General features: G+C 37.3%; 10 protein-coding genes. 5 read left to right on the top strand and 5 right to left on the bottom strand.

The window, feature by feature from the left end:
* Nucleotides 1–2: 2 nt before the first annotated feature.
* The 5 genes from PN450_RS09685 to PN450_RS09665 form a co-directional block, all read right to left on the bottom strand.
* On the bottom strand, nucleotides 3–1,670 hold the full coding sequence (locus PN450_RS09685; RefSeq protein WP_271836141.1) for a PfaD family polyunsaturated fatty acid/polyketide biosynthesis protein: 1,668 nt from the start codon (nucleotides 1,668–1,670) through the stop codon (nucleotides 3–5).
* Nucleotides 1,671–1,891: 221 nt separating this feature from the next.
* Nucleotides 1,892–5,194: a type I polyketide synthase gene (locus PN450_RS09680; RefSeq protein WP_271836140.1), complete on the bottom strand. Its 3,303-nt coding sequence runs from the start codon at nucleotides 5,192–5,194 to the stop codon at nucleotides 1,892–1,894.
* A gap of 4 nt (nucleotides 5,195–5,198) precedes the next feature.
* The gene (locus PN450_RS09675; RefSeq protein ID WP_148766197.1) at nucleotides 5,199–6,551 is read right to left on the bottom strand and encodes a beta-ketoacyl [acyl carrier protein] synthase domain-containing protein; all 1,353 of its coding nucleotides are present in this window, start codon (nucleotides 6,549–6,551) and stop codon (nucleotides 5,199–5,201) included.
* Between the two features lie 144 nt (nucleotides 6,552–6,695).
* Complete coding sequence (locus PN450_RS09670; protein WP_148766195.1) at nucleotides 6,696–8,426, bottom strand: SDR family NAD(P)-dependent oxidoreductase; 1,731 nt, start codon at nucleotides 8,424–8,426, stop codon at nucleotides 6,696–6,698.
* A gap of 175 nt (nucleotides 8,427–8,601) precedes the next feature.
* Nucleotides 8,602–13,932 carry a type I polyketide synthase gene (locus tag PN450_RS09665; RefSeq protein WP_271836139.1) on the bottom strand — a complete coding sequence of 1,777 codons (5,331 nt, stop codon included), beginning with the start codon at nucleotides 13,930–13,932 and terminating at the stop codon, nucleotides 8,602–8,604.
* A gap of 1,480 nt (nucleotides 13,933–15,412) precedes the next feature.
* On the opposite strand from PN450_RS09665, the gene PN450_RS09660 reads away from it, so the two are divergent.
* From PN450_RS09660 to PN450_RS09640, 5 genes are all read left to right on the top strand, one after another.
* The gene (locus tag PN450_RS09660) at nucleotides 15,413–16,624 is read left to right on the top strand and encodes an ABC exporter membrane fusion protein (protein WP_148766191.1); all 1,212 of its coding nucleotides are present in this window, start codon (nucleotides 15,413–15,415) and stop codon (nucleotides 16,622–16,624) included.
* Between the two features lie 109 nt (nucleotides 16,625–16,733).
* Nucleotides 16,734–17,912 carry an ABC transporter permease DevC gene (gene devC, locus PN450_RS09655; RefSeq protein ID WP_015081094.1) on the top strand — a complete coding sequence of 393 codons (1,179 nt, stop codon included), beginning with the start codon at nucleotides 16,734–16,736 and terminating at the stop codon, nucleotides 17,910–17,912.
* Between the two features lie 217 nt (nucleotides 17,913–18,129).
* The gene (locus PN450_RS09650) at nucleotides 18,130–19,134 is read left to right on the top strand and encodes an NAD-dependent epimerase/dehydratase family protein (RefSeq protein WP_271836138.1); all 1,005 of its coding nucleotides are present in this window, start codon (nucleotides 18,130–18,132) and stop codon (nucleotides 19,132–19,134) included.
* 47 nt (nucleotides 19,135–19,181) lie between these two features.
* Nucleotides 19,182–19,640, top strand: a complete 459-nt coding sequence (locus tag PN450_RS09645; protein ID WP_271836137.1) for a DUF2141 domain-containing protein — start codon at nucleotides 19,182–19,184, stop codon at nucleotides 19,638–19,640.
* Between the two features lie 138 nt (nucleotides 19,641–19,778).
* Nucleotides 19,779–21,038, top strand: a complete 1,260-nt coding sequence (locus PN450_RS09640) for a glycosyltransferase family 2 protein (protein ID WP_271836136.1) — start codon at nucleotides 19,779–19,781, stop codon at nucleotides 21,036–21,038.
* Nucleotides 21,039–21,386: the final 348 nt, after the last annotated feature.

Genomic DNA, 21,386 nt, shown 5'->3' with positions numbered 1-21,386 from the left:
TTTTACTTCTCCAATGTAGAAGGAATTGGTTGATATTGACTGTAATAAGCAGGCATTTGTAAACCCTGCATTTTTAAACTGTGACTACGATATAAAAATGCTGTCCCCTTCATAATTTGGTCAGCAACATCAACAACATGACGCTGATTAGGTTCTGACAAATAAGAGCCACGCACCCAGTCATTGAAGCCACCCATAGCTGGTCCACACCATATTTGATAATCAACTTCCCGACCTTTTTCACCAGTGCTAGACCAGCGGGAAGATAATCCTAAATACCAGCGAAAGATTACAGCCATTTTCAATTTAGGATTATTAACAGCTTTACCCAATTTTTCAGGATTCTTTTGGGATAAATAAGCCGCTGCACCTTCCCAAACTTCCGCAAGACTTTTACGGAAAATTTGTTTTTCTAGCTTATCTTTTTCGGCTGCGGGAATCTGTTCAATAGAGTCGTAAGTGCGATATAATTCATACAATTTTTGCGCTCGCATGGGGAACATTGTCCCCCGTTTAAGAACTTGTAATTTGACTCCCATTTCAAACATATCGGCTGCGGGAGCCATTGTCATATCTGCCATTTCGGCTTGTGCTAATAATTTTTTAGTATGTTCACAAGCACCAGATTCCACACAAGATTGATTAATTGAACCCGTCATTATATAAGCAGCACCCATCATAAAACCAGCTAAAGCTGCTTCTGGTGTACCAATGCCTCCAGCCACGCCAATTCTAATAGGAACTGAGTAATTATATTGGGCTTGAATTTCATCTCTGAGGGCAATAATTGAAGGTAATAAACATACTAAAGGACGATTATCTGTATGACCACCAGAATCAGCCTCAACGGTAATATCATCAGCCATTGGCACTTGTCTTGCCAAATTAGCTTGCAATTCTGTAATTAGTCCTTGCTCAAGTAATTCTTTGAGGATTCTTTCTGGTGCTGGTTGCAAAAATTTAGTCGCAACTTCCCGACGGGAAACTTTAGCAATGACCTTATTTCTGATATCAATTTGATTAGCTGCATTTAATCTTAACCCAGCAACTCGATAATAAACGATGTTAGGAGTTAAGTCTAAAAATGCTGATGCTTCTACAATTCTGACACCATATTTCAAATATAAATCTACAGCCCGGCGTTCAATACCTGGTTCGTTAGGACTGTGAATTAAATTGAAAGCGTAGGGTCCATTAGGTAATGCTTGTTGAATAGTATTAATCGCACTTTCTAACCGTTCTGGAAGTAAACCACCTGCACCAAAGGAACTTAAAATTTTCTCTTTTCCCAGAGCAATTACCATTTCTTCGGAAGCAATACCCCCAGCCATTGCTCCGGTCATATAGGCGTATTTTACACCATAAGCAGCGAGAAAACTAGGGTCGCCAAGTTGTTGTAATCGGAGGGGAGGGAGTGAGATTAAAAGTTCTGCTTGTCCAGATGAAACATTATCATTAGGTGCTAAATAGCCATCATTAGTAGCACCAATTTTCCCGGATATTTTAATAATATAGCAGGGTTTATCTGATGTTAATAGTTTATCTTTGATGGCACTTTTTTCAAAGCTAACACAATCTAATGAACCTTTCCAAATTTGGTTTTGATGATTACAGGTAAAAAAACCCAGTCCATTATCATGTTTATTTAGTACCGTCTCGATTGTTGTCACGGTAGTTATTCCTCAATTTATAAGCAAAGGATGTGAAATAAAGAATTTAACTCACGCAGAAGCACTATAGACACAGAAAAAGAGCGTGAATATTTCTACATCTCAGTGTAATTTTCAGGCTATTTCTGAATACAGTTCAGTTAAGCATTTTTTCTTTCCTCTGTGTCCTCTGTGCCTCTGTGGTTAGTTAAAAAAGAGCTTTACACTTAACACCAAGTGGATTATTTCTCTTCGTTGAGTAAGTTTTGAGCGCAAGCTAGTTGCAATTGAATGATTTCGCTCATTTGTTGACTAAAATCTTGTCTAGCTGCTAAGAAACTTGTGTGTGTTTTAGTTAATTTGGCAGTGTTGTTACTCAGGTTTTGATACTGAGCAATTTTTAAATCATTCATGCTAATTTTTCCACTAGATTCTTGATTTATGTTTTGCTTAATGATTTTTGTTGACTCAAAGAATTTTAGTTTCTTTGACAATTCCAAACCGTTCTCCATGATCGTTTTCATGGTATTTTTCTGTGGTTTGGGGTAAATTTCTGTGGGCGCTATTTTCTCCGATGTCTGTAGGGAATTGATGATTTTATACTCTTGATGAGTAGAAATTGTTTGCTTTTGGTTATTAGCAAATATTTGGCGATTTTCTGCATTCAAAATTGCAGAAGTCATGGAATTACCACCTAATGTAACTTTCCTCAGTGCAGCTTTTTTCTGTTGGGTGTTTTCTGAGGATAGGTTATACAAAGGAGCGAGATTCAAGTTTACTTGATGACTCAATAGTTTTGCTAATGCTTTAATTAGGGAACTATGGTCATCTGTACCCCGTCGGTTTAGGGATACGCTAAGATGTTCTTGATTACCCAGATTTTTATCTATCCAGCGTGAACAAATACCACCTGCACCGGCTTCAATAAAGATTTTTGCTCCGTCACCATAGACGCGATTAACTAAGCGGGGAAAGTCGAGTTGTTGACATAATCCTGTGGCAATATTGTGGGCAATTTGGTTGCTTTCAATTTCAATTGATTGATATTCAGCAGCGGAGTAAAACTTGATTCCGGGGATTTTTTGTGCTGGTAATGTGTATAAGGTTTCTAATTCTTGAGATTCTGATTGCATTGCTTGACAATGAATCACATGATCAAAAGGAGCAGGAAAGGAATTACAACCCAGGGTTTTAATTACTCGTTCACACGCGGCTGGTTCTCCAGCAATTAATACTTCTTCTGCTGTATTAATCTGTGTCAAATAAACGTGAGTTTCATTTTTTAAACATTCTCTAACTTGGGCTGAACTAGCCATGAGAACGTAGTTAGCCCATAACTTATTTTCTGGAACTATGTCAGTTTTTGGTAGTCCCCAATACTCACGGACAGCATTTTTAGGACCAGATAATCTGTCTCCAAATAAAGCTGATGAATTAAAGGTATGACTAACTTCATAAAAATTGCTCCATACTCCTTGAGCAACCATCATGCTAGTTTCACCTAAACTATATCCGAAGACATATTTAGGTTTAATGTTAAAATCCTCGGTGATAATTGTGGAGATTAATCTGGTAAAAAGCACTTCTGCTTCAAACATTGCTAAGGAATCATCCAGCAATTTCTTTTCTAGTGTTTCCAATTGTCGAGTTGATAATTTACTCAAACTTCTGGGAAATACCAACTTTTCCACATCTGCTGCTCGTTCGTCAAGACTTTTGATAATGACATCATCTAAGACTTTAGAAAATAAACGGAAAAGACTCCGACCAATTCCTAAATAAGTATTAACAGCAGCGGGATAAACAAAGGCAATTTCTCCATTTTTACCCAGGGGTTTGGGTGTGAAATAACTACCTATGGGAGTCTGCCAATCTTTGCCATTTGCAAAGGCATTAGTTACACCTTTTTTAGCTGAATTAATTTCTTTAATTAATTCTTTTTGGTTGCGTCCAGTTAGGGAAAGTGTATATTTGCTGTCAGAATTTTGTTGAAATTTAACAAAGGTTTGACTTGCAATATTTTTGAGAGAATCAGCATTTTCAATTGTTGCTTGCAAATGATCCAATGCTGCTAATAAGCTAGATTGATCATCTGCGGCAATGGGTAATAAATGCAAAGGTCTTGATTCTAAATATGTGCTGGTACGTTCTGGTTGTGCGGTTTCTTCTGATAAGATGATATGGGCAAAAGAACCGTCACAACCAATACTATTAATCGCGGAAATTCGAGATTTGACCTCTTTTTGCAAAAACCAAGGTCTCGATTCTGTGGCAACATAGAAAGGACTACCTTCCCATACTTGCGGTGTTTTCACACCAGACCAATTAGGAGTTCCGGGAATATATCTGTGATAAATACTCAGTGCAGTTTTAATTAAACTGGCAATTCCAGATGCAACGAAGGTATGACCAATATTAGCTTTAACGCTACCTATAGCGCAGTGTAAACCATCTCCTACTGAGGGATAAGCTTGGAGGATACCGTTAATTTCGGCTTCGTCTTCTGCGGGGATACCACTAGCGCAGACTTCCAAATAATTGACTTTTGTGGGTTCAATGCCGGCTTGTTGAAAAGCTTGTTGACATACTTGGCTAATGGTATGGCTATCTATAGCCATTGAGGAAGATTGACCAATGCTAATACCATCAATTACTGCATAGATACGTTGATTATTTGCTAACGCCGTATCATGACGTTTAAGAACAACTGCACCTGCACCTTCTCCCACATTCCAACCATTGGCTTTTTCGTCAAAACTTAAAGTATTGACTCCTGTATTAATTGTGCCAAATTGACTTCGCAATAAGACATTTTCTACCCCTCCTGCTAAGTCAACAGCACCCACAACTACAGCATCTACTTCATTAGTATCTAGCAGCATTTGCGCTAGTTCTAGGGCTTTAAAAGCGGCTGTTTCGACGGCACTAATGGTAAAAGATGGACCAGAGAAATTCCATAAAGAGGAAATCCGACTAGCCATAATATTGGTAACGTAACTCAGATATTCACTCAATTCAACTTGATTGTGAATACTATCTTGAACAATGCCTTCTAGTTGATTGATTTTTTCTGGTGATAAGGCAATTTCTGCCCCATTCAAACCATCTTTTATTTGCCAAGATGAATTCCATCTTTGTTGGAGTTGATGTACAGATAATTCTGTATCTGCGGCGATAATTACCGCTACATTACTATTAGGTGAAAGTTCGGCATCTTTGAGGGCGCGGTCAGCAACTCTTAATAATAAAAGTTGTTGAGAGTTGATTTTTTCAACTTCATTAGGAGGAATTTTGTAAGCTAAAGTATCAACTTCAAAATTATCAATATATGCTCCTTGGGGGACTTTTCCTGCTTCTAAACCATACTCGCGCAGTAAATTTTCTTGTTCATTAATACCATGCCATCTTGATTCTGGTAAGGCGACAAAATGCTGTTTTCCATCATAAATGCTGCTCTCAAAGGCATCTAATTCTTGACATTCACCAAAAAAGGCATCCATGCCCACAATTGCCATTTTTGCGGTCTTATGTTGCTGAATATTCATTTGCTTACTTCCCCTGTTCTAGAATGATATGAGAGTTTGTTCCACCAAAACCAAACGCACTTAAAGCTACTCTTTTAGTTTCTTGACTCGGCCATTCTGTAGGCGTTCTAACAATGTTTTTTGGAGAGACAACATTGTTTTCAGAACCTATGGGTTGAGTCACATGAATAGTTGGAGGAATAACCCCATGAGACATACTTAAAATTGTCTTGGTTATCCCCACCATGCCCGCAGCCACAAGTAAATGACCAACATTTGTTTTGGTTGAACCTACTAATGGTGCTGCTTTATATGGACTAAAAAAGCCTTCAATTGAGTTACATTCTGTGGTATCTCCCAATAGAGTGCCGGTAGCATGACACTCTAAATAATCAATAGTTTGGGGGTTAAGTTTAGCCTCTGAATAAGCTCTTTGATATGCCAGAGTTTGCCCTTGAGGATTAGGACTGAGAAGATGTTTACCTTTACCATCATTAGATAAACCATTGCCGCAAATTGTTGCCAGGATTTTGTCACCATCTCTCACAGCATCACTGTATCTTTTGAGCATTACCATGCCAATTCCTTCGGAGGTAATTAACCCGCGTGATGACTTATCGAGAGGACGACTAATGCCATTATCTGGATATCCTTGAATACCAGAAAATAACATTCTGACAAATAATGGATCTGCACAACTAATTGCACCAGCTAACATCAAATCTGCTTTGCCAGATTGTAAATAATGGGATGCTAATTTAATGGCGTAAAATGATGACGAACAAGCAGCATCTATACAGAAATGAGTTGCAGATAAAGAAAAGGCTTTGGAAACTATAGCAGCGGGTAAGCCGGAAACCATAGCATTGTATGGAGAGACTTTTTTGGAGGTTGATGAACCACCTAAACGAAAGTCTTTTTCCTGTAATAGTTCACCAATGGCAGGTTGAATATTTTGCTGATAAATAGGAGCAAATAGACTATTGGAAGCTTTGGTAGGAAATCCTAAAGTTCCTAAGACTACGCCACATTTTGCAAGTGCAGTTTGATTTCCCAGATAGCCACTTTGAATAATGGCTTGTTTGGCAGCGTACAATGACCATTTAAAGGTATTATCTAAGCTTTCAACAAATGCCGCAGGTAAGTTATACTCGTTGGCATCAAATTTAAAGTCGCGGATAAATCCACCTTTTTGAAAGTAGAATTTTTCCGGTTTACCTTTGGTTTCATCGTAGAATATAGCGGGATCTATTCCCAAATCCGCTACAGTTATAGATGATGTGGAATCTTTTTCTGCGGTGAGATTCTGCCAAAATTCTTCAGGATTATTAGCATCGGGAAATAGGCAAGATAACCCGATGATTGCTATTTTTTCCACTTTTGAAAATCCTCGTTGGGGCATAAGACGTGACTGAAAAGGATTTACGCTATTCCCCCAATCGGCAAGGATTAATAATATGAATTTGTTTCGCGCAAAGGCACAAAGGAGCAAAGGCGCAAAGAATTAGAGTTTCATATTATTTTACTTTTTATCTAACATTTTCATTGGCCAGATTACGGCTTTTGCTCCTAAGATTTTGGAGTAGATTTTTCCTTGACGATTATGGATAATGAAGTTGACTGTTGCACCTGTGTTGGTTTTGCCTATAATTTCACAGGAAACATAAAATGGGACGTTGAATGGTACTGCTAGATATTGTTCACAGTATGTTAATTGTCCTGGTAAACAAACTTCTTTATGGATATAATTTAACCATAACCATAATGTTTGGGTACTCAAGTCAATGATGTAAGGGTTGTGCCATTTTACGGGAAATTGTCCTTGTTCTTTGGCTGTAATTTCTTGCCAACAACATTCGGCTGTGAGTTTTTCTGGACTGATATTTAAAACTTTGGTAATTTTCTGGAAAGCTGGTCCATGAAATAGGGATAAATCACCATTTTGATAGAAGTCTTTGGCTGTATCAGTGACGATATTATCTTCTCTGAGATCCATTGCTTCATAAATGGGTGCTTCTGGCATATTTTTTACCAGTTTTATCAGAGAACTAAAGTGATAATGAGTTCTACCTTCGGGGGTTTTGCTCAATATTTTGGTCTGAAATTCGACAAAATCACCATCAACTTTGGCAACTTCTTGGATTTCTAGAATATGTTCTTTAGCCAAGGTAGAATTAAAGGTGATTCCTTTTAAAACTTTGAAGTCTTGGCAACTGAAATATGTGTAACCTGGATAAATTTCTTCACAGCCATTTACCATCCATGATTTAGCACAGGTTGCTGGTAAAACTGGTGAACCTGCAATTGTATGATCATGCAAAAATGGATTTTCTGCTAATGTCATTCTTCTGCGAATGCGATAGCTGCGAAGTTCTAAACCTAAAGGAGCAGGTGGTAGTTTCATGGGACTACCAATGACAACTTGTGGATGATCTTGATAGGCTGGATGTAGTTCATTAACTAACATTTGTGTCCCAACTTCTACGGGAATAATACTAATTCCTCTTTCTGCAAATGCTTTTTTTAATTGTGGTGTCACCATGCCACTATCCCAACCACCCCAGTTAATTGCCACTACATGACAATTAGGGTTATATTGTTTCATCAAATGGGCTGATTTACTGAGAATTTCATTAGCGATCGCATAATCACTTTGACCGATATTACCATAAAATCCCGTCACGGAAGAAAACAATACTAAATGTTGTAATTGCTGGGGATTAACACAAGATAGGAGATTTTCTAAACCCTGAACTTTAGCAGTGTAAACTTTCTCAAAATCATCTTCTGTCTTTTTTTCAATTAACTTATCTGCTAAGTTACCAGCACCGTGAATAATGCCGGTAATTTGCCCAACTTTATCAGAAATTTCTTGAAGTTTAGCTTGTAATTTTACAGTATCAGTGACATCAACACTAATATATTCAGCCTTTCCTCCTGTAGCTTCAATAGCTGCTAAAGTCTTCTTAATTTCCCGACTAGAATTAATCTGATTAAATATCTTTTGTACCATCATGGGTGTTGGTTTCTCACCTTGAGAAATCAAATTTTCCATAATGCGCTTTTTCAAAGCCGAATCATCTAAACAATTATGAGCATATTCTGGTTCTGTGGTAATTTCAGAACGACCTAAAAGAATAAACTTACAAGGTTGATGTTGAGCTAATTTAATAGTACATTGAGCAGTGATTCCCTTTGCGCCACCACTGACAACAAAGACAGAAGATGGGCTAACTTGAACAGTTGCAGTCATAACTATGATTTGTAGGATGTATTTGATTAATTCGTCTAAACTATGATTTATGTGATTTGTTTGATGGGGATGATTTATTGATTGATGAGAAAATAAACAAGAAATGAATCCAGTAAACTCAGCAAATAATTCAATCAAAAAAATCAAACTAATCAAACAAATCACAGTTTAGACATTACTCACTTTTTGCCACCAGCGTTACTCTTCCTTGATTACCATAACCAACTTCGCCAATATAGCGATTAGAATCGTGCAATTCAGCAACGATATATTCAGCAGATTCATGAGGATCTAAAGTGGGATTCAGGTCAATTGCTCGGAAGAATACCTGTGGCCATTCCCAGCGCAAACTCTTCGTTAAACCAAACAAACCAGCACCAATTGCACTAAAATTAGTTTGATGTCCTAAGCCAAATTCACCGTCAAGATGGGCTACTGTACAAAAACTGGTTCTTCCTGCTAAAGATGCGGCATTATTCAAAGTTGTTTTCAGATGTTTTGCCATTAAAAACACTTGTTTAATAATTGCCTTTTCTGCTTCTGGATAGGAAATATGTCCAGGTTTTTCCGGTGTAAATTGAGGATGTAGGTGAACAAATGCCCCAATCGGTCCGTGTTTAGTAGTTACACTTTGCAATAATAATTGCAGATGTTGTTCACTCATGTTTGCCAATGTGACGCGGGTAACACCTGCGGGTAATGGCAATTGCGATGCAACTAATGATTGGGGGAAACTCAAAACTACAACTTTCCAACCTTGTTCTATCAGTGCGTGGGCTAGTTTGGTGGTAGTTAAAGAACCATCATCAGTGATTAAACCAATGTGTCCTTGGGGTAACTGCGCTTCCAAAAAATCTGGTCTGGGTAAGGTTCTTAGCTTAACTGGACGACGGGGAAGATTGATGTCTACGATAGGAGGTGGGGTTAAATCAACCACCTCTGTGGTTTCCCCCCTGAACAAGGGAGGATTAAGGGGGGTTATCTGGTTAACATCAATGTGCGGCTTTTTTTTTTCACCTCCCACCAGTGATTGGAGGTAGTTAACGATTTGCCCGATTGTCCGTAAGTCGCCTAATTCTTCAATATTGGGTTTGGGTAAGTCAGGATACGCTTCCTGCATTGCTCCCAGTATTTCTACCCGTTTGATGGAATCTATGCCTAAATCGGCTTCCATGTCCATGTCCAGTTCCAGCATTTCCACTGGATAACCTGTTTTTTCACTGGTGATGTTTAACAGGGTTTGTCCTAAATCTTGGTACTGGGGATTGGGGACTGGGGACTGGGGAATGGAAATTGATTCTGGTATTACTTCCTCTATTACCTGGGTTTGCACTTGAGGAATGATGATTGGTTCTGGTGTAATTTCTGCTGTTACCTGTTGTTGTCCTTGCAGATATTCGACAACTTGACCAATGGTGCGTTTCTCTGCCAATTCTTCGAGGTTGGGTTTAGGTAAGTTGGGGTATAATTCTTGCAATCCTCCCAGAATTTCTACCCGTTTAATGGAGTCAATACCTAAGTCGGCTTCCATGTCCATATCGAGTTCTAGCATTTCGATAGGATAACCAGTTTTTTCGCTGGTGATACTTAATAGATTGTTAGCTAGATCATCAAGATTTAGGCTGCTAGTTGCAGGTTCTGGTATGAATGCAACTGGGGACTGGGGAATAATAATTAGTTCAGGTTCAATTACTGGTAATGCTTGAGGGGGAATTATGGTGACAGTAGGAGCTACAGGTGCTTCTTCTGGAGCAGCATATATATTTGCTGGTGCTGCTGCTTGGGTATCAGAAATGAGTTGAGAATATTCTTCTTGAATGAGTTGGAAAAAGTGTTTGGTATATTCTATCTGTTCCCGCAGATATTGTTCATGAATGCGGAGGGTTTCACCTTGTTGGGAATGAAACTGCATCATACTCCGCTCTAAGCTTTCCATGATCACTTGCTTAATTTGAGCAGCTTCAGCGGAAGATTTAGCATTGGCAAATAAGGTGTTTTGCTGCTGCATTAATTGAAAGAAGGTTTTCGCGTATTCTATCTGATTATTAAGATATGTGCCGTGAACTTCTAAATTCTCGCTTTGGTTGTGCTGGAACTGGCTCAAAAGTGTTCCTAAGCTGGTGAGAATTTGTTGGCAATTTATCAATTTATCTGGTGTTTGCATCTTCCCTTCGAGTTGCTGCGTGAACAATTCTGATCTGGGTTCTTTTTCAGGCTCTTTTATGATGGTTGCAGTAGTAGTCATCTGTGGCTGTAACTGGGTTTCAATGAGGGGTTGTTTTTTATGTCCGTTACCGTTGCCGTTATGTCCATTATTTGGGGGAATTTTGGCAATTACAGGGGTTTCTATTTCTAAATTTATAGACGGGTTTAGCAATGCTAAACCCCTACTGGAATCCTGAACTTCTGTTAGCGAAGCTCCTCCCGCGGAGGCACTCTTTAACTCCTGAATTTCGGAAATTTTATGTCCGTCCGCTAATGCTTCTGTAAAGGCATTTTTGGTTTTATCAGAAATGTAGTTAATGCCAGTTAATTTGACGCTGAGGGTCTTTTTGCTAGAAATAGGATGCAATACGGCAGGGAGTTTGTAGGGGTCAAGATTGCCCAAATTCATGCCGATAACTCGCAACTGAACTGCGGCTTCTCGCAAAGAGCGATCGCTGTTTTTGGAGGCACTGGGATTTAGAGATATGGTAAGATGGGGGCGATCGCCTAATGTATCTTTTACCAAGTTACTTAAAACCCGTTTTGGTCCAAATTCTACGAAGCAATAACCACCAGCCCCATAGATATTTTCAATCTCTTGTTTGAACAATACAGAACTAGCCAAATGGCTTTCTAAGTTCTTTTGAATTGCCGCTGCATTTTGGGGATAATGTTTACCAGTGACATTACTAAAAACCGGAATTTGGGGATTGTGGAAAGTTACCGATTTAGTAGCAATGGCAAAGGATTTTTGCGCGAATGCTATTAATGGAGTATGGAAAGCCGCAGACACAGGCAATAAAACTGCACTATATCCTAACTTTTCGCAAGCATCTTGAACTTTTTGAATTTCTAACTTTGGACCGGCTAAAACAATTTGGGTAGGAGAATTAAAGTTAGCAATACTTACTTTTGGAAACTGCTTCAGCACCGGTTCAATTTTGCTGATATCTTCCTTCACCGCTAACATACTACCAGCGTCATGATCTGGGTCTTTGGGTGCGGCCATTGCCTGTCCTCTAGCTTTCACCAGGAACAAATAATCAGCCTCACTCAATACTCCCGCAGCCCACAAAGCGGTTAATTCACCGAAACTATGTCCTGCGGTGAAATCTGCCTTAAACCCAGCTTGTTGCAAAATTCCATACAACCCAGCACTAAAAACCCCAATTGCCGGTTGGGCATATTCCGTTCTTTGCAAAGTTGCAACTTGGGCTTTTTTCTCAACTTCATCAAAAGTAGAATGAGGGAAAACAACTTCAGAAACTGGTTGTAAATTGCTTTGCTTGAACAGATGATCCATCTTGCCATACAACTGTCGCAAGCTGGGGAAATTCATCACCGCTTCTCTGCCCATTTCCAAGTATTGAGAACCTTGTCCAGAGAATAAAGCGACAACTTTTCCACCTAAATCCATTCCCGAAGAACGGTAATAAATACCTTGAGGATGTTCCCAAGAAATTGCATCAGGCTTACTTTTGAGTAAACCAAGACTAACTTGCAGTAACTTACAAGCTTCTTGTAAATTCTCAGATACAAAACCAATTCTTAGGGCAGTTGTAGGAATAGCTAAAGATTGACAATCTAACAATAATTGAGAATAGAATCTTTCGCCGTCGTTAGCTTGCAAATTATTTAAAGTTGCTTCTAACTTGCTAATTAATTCCGCGTGAGTAGCACCAAATAATAGCACTTCACCGGCTGCACCATGTAAACGATAAGAACTTTGTTGTTCTGGTTCGTATTCTTCCAAAACAACGTGATAATTTGTGCCACCAAAACCAAAGGCACTCACCCCCGCACGTCGGGGAGTTTCACCTTCTGCCTTGATCCAAGGTCTAGTTTGAGTATTGAGATAAAAGGAGGAATTTTCAATATCTAATTTGGGATTTGGTTCGGTAATATTGATGGTTGCTGGCAATACTTTATGATGCAATGCTAGGGCAGTTTTAATAAGGCTGGCTGCACCTGCGGCGGCTTTTGTATGTCCAATTTGTGATTTTACACTTCCCAAAGCAATATGTTGTTTTTGGGTGTCATGTTTACCAAAGAAATCTCTTAAAGAACTGAATTCTATGGGATCTCCTGCCATTGTTCCTGTACCGTGTGCTTCCATTAAACCCACAGTTGCCGGAGAAAATCCAGCATCATCATAAGCCCGTTCTAAGGCTTTAACTTGTCCTTCTTTTCTAGGGGCATAAATACTCTTATAACGCCCATCACTAGAAGTACCAATTCCCTTGATTACCGCATAGATTTTATCCCCATCTTTTTGGGCATCTTCTAAGCGTTTGAGGAGAATCATCCCAATCCCTTCACCTAACATCATCCCATCAGATTTAGCATCAAATGGTTTCACATTCTCGCTAGGAGTAACTGCTGGAGTTTTGCTAAATGAGATGTAAGCCATGATCGTGTTATCGGTGTCTACTCCACCGGTTAACATCATATTGCTACGATGTTCAACTAATTCACTAATGGCCATTTTTAATGCCCCAAAGGAACTAGCACAAGCCGCATCAACTACACAGTTTGTACCGCCAAAGTTGAGACGGTTAGCAATTCTGCCAGCCACCACATTTGCTAACATTCCAGGGAAAGCATTTTCATCCCATTTCACATAAGCAGATTTGATTTTATCAACAATCTTTTTAGTATCTTCGTCAGATACACCACTGCTTTTGAGAACTTTTTCCCAAACCGGATATTCCAATCTGGCAGTTAATGGCATTCCCAATTGTTTGCCCATAGCTACACCCAAAATCACGCCGATATTTTCGCGGCTAAATTCACGGGATTCGCTATAACCAGCATCTTCCATTGTTTCTTTAGCAACTACTAAACTTAATAGTTGAGAAACATCTGTAACTTCTAAAATGCTGGGAGGAATACCAAATTCCATAGGGTTAAAATCAACTTCAGGAATAAAACCACCACGTTTACAATAGGTTTTATCTTCTGCTGTTCTCGGATTAGGATCATAGTAATCTTCTACGCTCCAATGAGTAGAAGGAACATCAGTGATACAGTCAATTTTATTAACAATATTTTGCCAGTAATCCCTTAATGTTCTCGATTGAGGCATTAAGGAAGCCATACCAATAATAGCTATGGGAGTTGTGTGTAGTTTTCTATTAATTTCCTTAGTTGACATGGAATTTATCGAATTTTTTAGGTTTCCTGAATTCATTTTTCCTTCCTCTATAAACTTCAGCACAGCCTGTTCAAAACTATTAATTTGGGCTTCTAATTCCGTCAAAGAACTATTTATCGTGTCTATCTTTTGAAGGGGGGAAGACATAGGACATAGACTAATTTTGAGTACGGTAAATTGTGCAGTAAATTAAGCTATTAGCAGATAGAATAACTATCTACATTCACCCAATCACCGCAAGTAGGTTGGGTTAAGGAACGCAACCCAACATTTCATAATTTTGCTTGGGTGTTACTAACCTACATTTCCTTAACACCAAGCGAACTGGCAATAGAACATACTTAATCTGAAGGATATGTATGAATACAGAAACGGTTTTATCTCTTAATCATTGAATGTTTTACCTATGGAAGAATAATGTTCTGTATGTTGATATAGCAGTTGCCAGTTTTTAAAGTCCAGGATAACCTATTTTAGATGATTAGACTGATAAAAGCTGCCAAAATCGTTACAAAATAATCAGCACTCTGTGGCAAATTCTGTGAATAGTGAAAAAATACTTAAACAGCTTTTCAATAGTCTAGCAGTTTGTAACTTAGTGAGATGCAAAACCCCGGTTTATCAAAGAATAGGTTTTGTTTCTTTAGGCAATTCTGCTGTACAAAGCTGAGTGGATTTTAGTATTTCTTCTGTTTATAGAAATAAACTCAACAATTTATTTTTCATTCATAAATGTTGAATTAATAAAAAGACTAGCACAGCTTATGAAAATGGAATAGTTCATTTTTGCTAATTTTTGGAGGAAAATATTTGTTAATTGATCTCCTTTTAAATAAAACATAATTATCTGAGTATAATCTAGAACTGAATTTGTGAATAACATATCTTGGGTAATTACGGATTTAACATCAATCTTTTCCTGATAATTCAGGGATTTTATCTAAATTGTCTCATAAGTAACTAATCAATAAATATACAATAGAAATATTTGCACATAATTGGGTGTTTTTTGAGCAAACTATCATAATCAAGTCTTGGTTTTTGATGAATTTATAAGATAACTCACCTTTTCTAGACAATTGGTTATTTATAAACCAAACATTAATTTGTTGGATGTTGAACACTAACCTGTAAACATATCAATTGTGATGAAATATGGACAATTTGTATTTATTTACGAGAATTTGCTAAAAAAAATACAGATTTTTAGATTAATTTATGAGTAATTAAATATAGTATCTAGTCAAGGATTTTATTAATTAAAGCAACTAAATTTAGTTGACAATATCAAAGTTATTTGGGATAATTGCAGATAAGTTTATTCATTCCCCAAGTTATTAGCATCATCACCACTTGGGAATTGAAGATTTTTATTTCTCCCTAGAGCTATCGTATTTTAGGCTACTTAATTAAATGCCAATTCAAGATAAAACTGATAGCGTAGCGTGGCGTTCCTCATGGATGATTAGAAGTAAAAACACCGCTAATTTAGGTATTTATAACAGCTAAAAATGCTGACAACAATTCATACATAAATAATTAGACATATCTCTTTTATAAAAGTAACAGAGAATCCGTCTATAACCATTACGAGTATTTTCCGACATAACACCATTGGAATAAAAATATGGCAGTAAATAAAGAACGCCAATTATTCAACCTAACTGCGTTAAAGTGGAGAATAATTCTGGCAACTTCTCTAACTTTCTCTACGGGTTTAGTATCTTTATACATTTTTCATCAATTAAAGATAAATTCCCAGACTCAATCTTCTGCTATTGCTCCCATTATTAAATCTCAACCCATTCCCGTTAAAGTTGCCGTAACTGCTTTAGGAAGATTGCAACCACAAGATAAAATTACTTATTTATCTGCTCCTAATTCTATCAATGGTGTACGAGTAGAAAAACTGTTGGTCAAGGAAGGAGATGATGTTAAAAAAGGACAAGTATTAGCTTATCTAGAAAACTATGCTCGTTCTCAAGCAGCTATCCAACAGGCATTTGATAAATTGTTAATTGCCAGAACTAAACTTGCACAGGTACAAGCTGGAGCAAAAACTGGAGATATCAATGCTCAAAAAGCCACAATTACCAGGTTAAATTCTCAATTTAAAGGAGACATTGCGGCTCAAGCAGCAACAATTAACCGCATTCGGGCTGAAGTTGAAAATGCTCAAAAAGAGAGTAATCGCTATCGGCAATTATCAAAAGACGGTGCTGTTTCTGCTTCTGTTTTTGATAGTAAAAATTTAGTTCTCAAAACTACACAACAGCAGTTAAAAGAAGCTGAAGCTACTCTCAAACGGACACAAGATACTTTCCAAGATCAAATCAAAGAAGGAAAATCCAAACTTAATAGTATTAAAGAAGTTAGAACCGTAGATGTAGAGTTAGCAAAAAGTGAAATCAAAAGCGCGGAAACGGCAGTGCAACAAGCCAAAGCTGACCATGATTTAACTTACATTGCTGCTACTATAAATGGTACAGTTTTGCGAATTAATGCCAGAAATGGCGAAGTAATTGGTACTTCCGGTTTTGCAGAAATTGGCAATACATCAAAAATGCAAGTTCTAGCAGAAGTGTATCAAACTGATATTCAAAATGTTCGAGTTGGACAAAAAGCTATCATTACCAGCACCACATTTGCCGGCAAATTACAAGGAACTGTCCGAGAAGTTGGTTGGCAAGTTAATAAACAAGGCATCTTTAGTATTAATCCCAATTCTGATGCAGACCGCAGAGTAATTGAAGTCAAAATATCTATTGATAATCCCACCGATAGTCAAAAGATATCGAGATTAACTAACTTGCAAGTTGATGTTGCAATCCAGATTTAGTGATTGGTTATTAGTGATTAGTTATTGGTTATTGGTTATTTTCTACAACTGACAACTGACAACTGACAACTGACAACTGACAACTAACAACTAACAACTAACAATTAATATGAATTTCAAAATTCCTTTAGGATGGCTACAGCTTGTCCAACAGAAACTTCGTTTTGTGATAGCTGTAGCCGGAATTGGCTTTATTGTGCTGTTAATGTTTATCCAACTTGGTTTCCAAGATGCACTATATTCTAGCGCTACAGCACTACATCAACGATTGCATGGTGATTTGTTTTTAGTTAGTTCTCAATACAAATCTTTGACAGCAATTCAAAGTTTTTCTCGCACTCGATTATACCAAACTTTAGGGTTTGATGGTGTTGATTCAGTTAGTTCAATTTATTTGCAATTTGCAAAATTAAAAAATCCTGTCAGCGGAGAGAAATATTCAATTTATGTCATTGGTTTTGACCCAGGAAAATCTGTATTAGATATTGCCGAAGTTGAGCAAAATTTAGACAAAATAAAAATTCCTGATGTCATGCTATTTGATAGAGATGCCCGTCCAGAATTTGGACCCATAGCCGAATTATTTAATCAGGGAAATATTAAACAGCCAATTGAAATCTTTCCCTTTGATGCTATTAAGGGTTATCGAGTGAGAGTTGGTGGTTTATTTAGTTTAGGCCCTTCCTTTGGTGTGGATGGTAATTTAATTGTTAGCGACTCAACTTTTCTAAGAATAAATCCTAACAACCGTCCAGTTGAAAAAATAGATATGGGGTTGATTAAAGTCAAAGATGGTGCTGATATAAAACAGGTTTTAGCCAATTTAAAAGCCAATCTACCAAAGGATGTTCAAATATTTACTCGTCAAGAATTTATTGATTTTGAAAAACAATATTGGTCAGTAAGAACCCCCATTGGTTTTATTCTGAACTTGATGCTAATTATGGCTTCTGTTGTGGGTGTGGTAATTGTTTACCAAATTTTGTATAGCAATATCGCCACTCAATTTATTGCCTATGCCACTTTAAAAGCTATTGGTTATGCTAATGGATATTTATTAAATGTGGTTTTTCAACAAGCATTAATCTTAGCATTGTTAGGTTATATTCCTGGCTTTATTGTTTCGATTGGTTTATATGATTTTGCCATGAAAGTAACTAAATTACCGATCATGATGACAAGTAATAATGCCTCACTTGTTTTAGTATCTACAGTTCTAATTTGCATTACATCTGGAGCGTTAGCTATTAATAAACTCCGTTCTGCTGATCCGGCTGATAGTTTCTAGGAATTTGTTGCATTTCAATTTATCAAATTCTGCCAAATATTCTCTAGACTAAAACCAACTAAAGATAGAAGTTTAATGTTATTAACAACAGTAGAATTCTCTGGCAAGTACAACAGTTCATAGTTGCATTTAATCGCAATTCTTAAACTTAGATTGTATAACTTTCTCAACTGTATGGCTAACGCCACACGATCACAAAACACCTATCTATATCCCCATGAACTTCCAAAACAAAACTCTGCTGATTACTGGAATTGATGAATTTATTGGCTTACGTGCAGCCGAATTAGCCATAGCGCAAGGCATGAAAGTTAAAGGTATCCAAAGTTCTCAAGTTAAAGATCAAACAGCCCAAAAGTTAGGTGTAGAAATTTTCGTTGGTAATATCACTGACCCGGCAATTTGCTCAAAAGCTTGTCAGGGAGTAGATATAGTTTTACACAATGCTCAACTTGCCGAAGAAGCCGGGGATATTAAGCATTTTCGAGAAATAAATGTTAGCGGTACTATGAACATCGCTAAGGCTGCTAAACAAGCTGGTGTCAAAACATTTGTTCATCTTTCTACTGCTTTAGTATATGGGTTTGACTACCCTGAGAAAGTCACAGAATCAGGTACGCTTTCTGGTGAAAACAATGCTTATTGTCAAACAAAAATTGAAGCAGAAATTGAAGTTTTAAAACTTAATAATGCTCCAGAATTTGGAGTAATTGTTATTCGCGCTGGAGATGTTTATGGGCCAGGAAGTCTGCCTTGGATTGTGCGGCCAATTCAGATGATGCGGCAAAAATTATTTGCCTATGCTAATGAAGGCAAGGGTGTGATGAATCATCTATATGTAGATAACCTAATTGATGCCATCTTTTTAGCCATAGAAAAATCCGCTTATGGAGAGGTTTTCAACATTACCGACGGTAAAGAAACTTCCTGGAAGGAGTATTTTATTCATTTAGCATCATTGGAAAATTTACCAGCACCAATGTCTTTACCTAAAGAGGAAATGAAATTATTTTTGAAAGTGCGTCTTCAGGGGCAAAAACTATTTCGTAAAAAAGCTGATATTCTCCCAGAATCAGTTGATTTTATGAGTCGTCCTTATGCCTATTCTATTGCAAAGGCGCAAAATATTTTGAATTATCAAGCAAAAATTGATTTAGCAGAAGGAATGCGCCGCACCAATGAATGGTTGCAAAAAACTGACATTCAAAAACTGATGAAATAGATCAAATTCCCCACAAGTAAATTTTCACAAAAAGGAAGTATTAACTAATGTTAAAAATTGTGAATCTGTTGATTGCTACGTTACTAACTATCAGTTTTGCAGAAGCAGCCCAGGCTGAATCAACAACATCTTTAACTGTTGTTGTTAATGGCATTCGTAACAAAACTGGGGAAATTTGTATGAGAGTTTATAACTCTGAAAAAGGATTTCCCAATAATGCTAAAAGTGAAGTTAAAAGCGGTTGTACTCAAATTACAGGCAATTCCGTAAAGCAGGTATTTTCTGGATTAAAACCTGGTACTTATGCTGTAGCTGTAGTTGATGATCAAAATGGTGATCACAAACTCAATAAAGACTTTTTTGGCATTCCTCAAGAGGGTTTTGGGATTTCTAAAAATCCTCCTGTTTCTATCAGCACGGGAACACCTAAGTTCAATAATGCCAGTTTTAAAGTTGACAAGAATACTAGCATTAACATCTTTCTCAAATATTCTCTTGATCCCTAATTGAGAATTTGAATATTGGGTGGGGAAACCCCGCCCCTACTAACTTCTTTCTCCTTTCTCCTTTCTCCTTTCTCCTTTCTCCTGACTCCTGACTCCTGACTCCTTGATTCCTGACTCCTTTCTAAGACTATAGAAATAATGCCAGATTTTATGATATTTCTATCTAAGTCTTTGTTCGGTTGGCTGGTAATTCAAACTTGTTTAACGTTAGTATTTTTATGGTATTTACGTTCACACAAACCCAAGTCATTACCAGATGAACAGTTACCAAAAACGGCAGTAATCCTCTGTTTGCGGGGGGCTGATCCTTTTTTACCTAATTGTTTGCGATCGCTTTTACAGCAAAACTACCCAGAATATGATTTAAAGTTGATCATTGATAGTAAAGAAGATCCAGCTTTTAAAATCGCCACTGAAACAATTAATCAACTGGGTGCAACTAACATCGAAATTAGCACATTAAGAGCAGTTCGTCATAATTGTAGTCTTAAATGTAGTTCTCTAATACAAGCTGTTTCTGATTTGGATAATGCCTATCCAATTATAGCTTTTATAGATGCTGATACCGTAGCTCATCCTAATTGGTTACGAGAATTAGTTACCCCCCTCATTGATGATCAAGTTGGACTCACAACCGGAAATCGTTGGTATGTTCCCACAGGTAATTATTGGGGTTCATTAGTTCGCTATTCCGGTAACGTTTCCACCGTAGTGCAAATGTTTCTCTTTCAAATTCCCTGGGGTGGAACATTAGCAATCAAAACAGAAGTGTTAAACCGCATCAAACTTTTAGATAAGTGGGGAGAAGTATTAACAGATGATATGCTTCTCCATAAACTTATCAAGCAAGAAAAGTTGCAAATCAAATTTATTCCTTCTTTATTGATGCTAAATCGGGAAGAAAGTAGTCTACGTAACTTACTAGAATCATTAAAAAGGTTAATAATTGGTTCTAAACTTTATCATCCCCGGTGGTTAGCCATAATCAGTGAAGCATATTCTAGTATCATCGTCCCCAATGTAGTCATCATCGTGATTTTCCAGCTATTGCTGGAGGCTCAATGGGACGCTGCGGCTTTATTATTTTCCGTCTATATCTCCTACACCATTGGCTTAGTTTTACTAATGCTATTGATGGAATTTGGCATACATCAAGTGCTGCACAATCAAGGTGAAAAAATACCAAAATTGTCACCTTTAATCATCCTGAAAATGTTGATAGTTATTCCCCTAACACAATGGGTTTACGGGTTAACAATATTATCTTCTTTGTGGGTATCAACAATTACTTGGCGTGGACTGACTTATCGCATTAAAGGACGTGAAAATATTCGGTTAATTGAATACCGTCCTTACCAATGGCTAGATCAACCAATTGATCCAAAAGCTTCTCTTTAGGGAATGGGGGAAATTTTTAGATATTTTATTTTCGCTTCAATATCTAAAAATTCCCCAATTCAAGAATTACTGAAAACTAGAGTATCACCAATATCAGGTCATCATTATGCACAATAAACCTCTTCGTATCGCCTTATTTACAGGATTATACGCTCCATTCTTAATAGGAGTTTATGTTCAGGTGTAAAAATGTTTCTTTGTTTAAATACCCTCCTGGTCAAGACTAAAGAAGTTCCTACAGCTTCAACAGCTTCTCTTTCGGAAATGGGGGAAATTTTTAGATATTTTATTTTCGCTTCAATATCTAAAAGTCCACATTTCAAGAATCATTGGAAACTAGAGTATTAC

It is taken from the genome of Dolichospermum lemmermannii CS-548, assembly GCF_028330815.1.
GTDB lineage: Bacteria > Cyanobacteriota > Cyanobacteriia > Cyanobacteriales > Nostocaceae > Dolichospermum > Dolichospermum lemmermannii.
The sequence above is the reverse complement of the archived record's forward strand: the minus strand, read 5'-3'. Positions and strand labels throughout refer to the sequence as shown.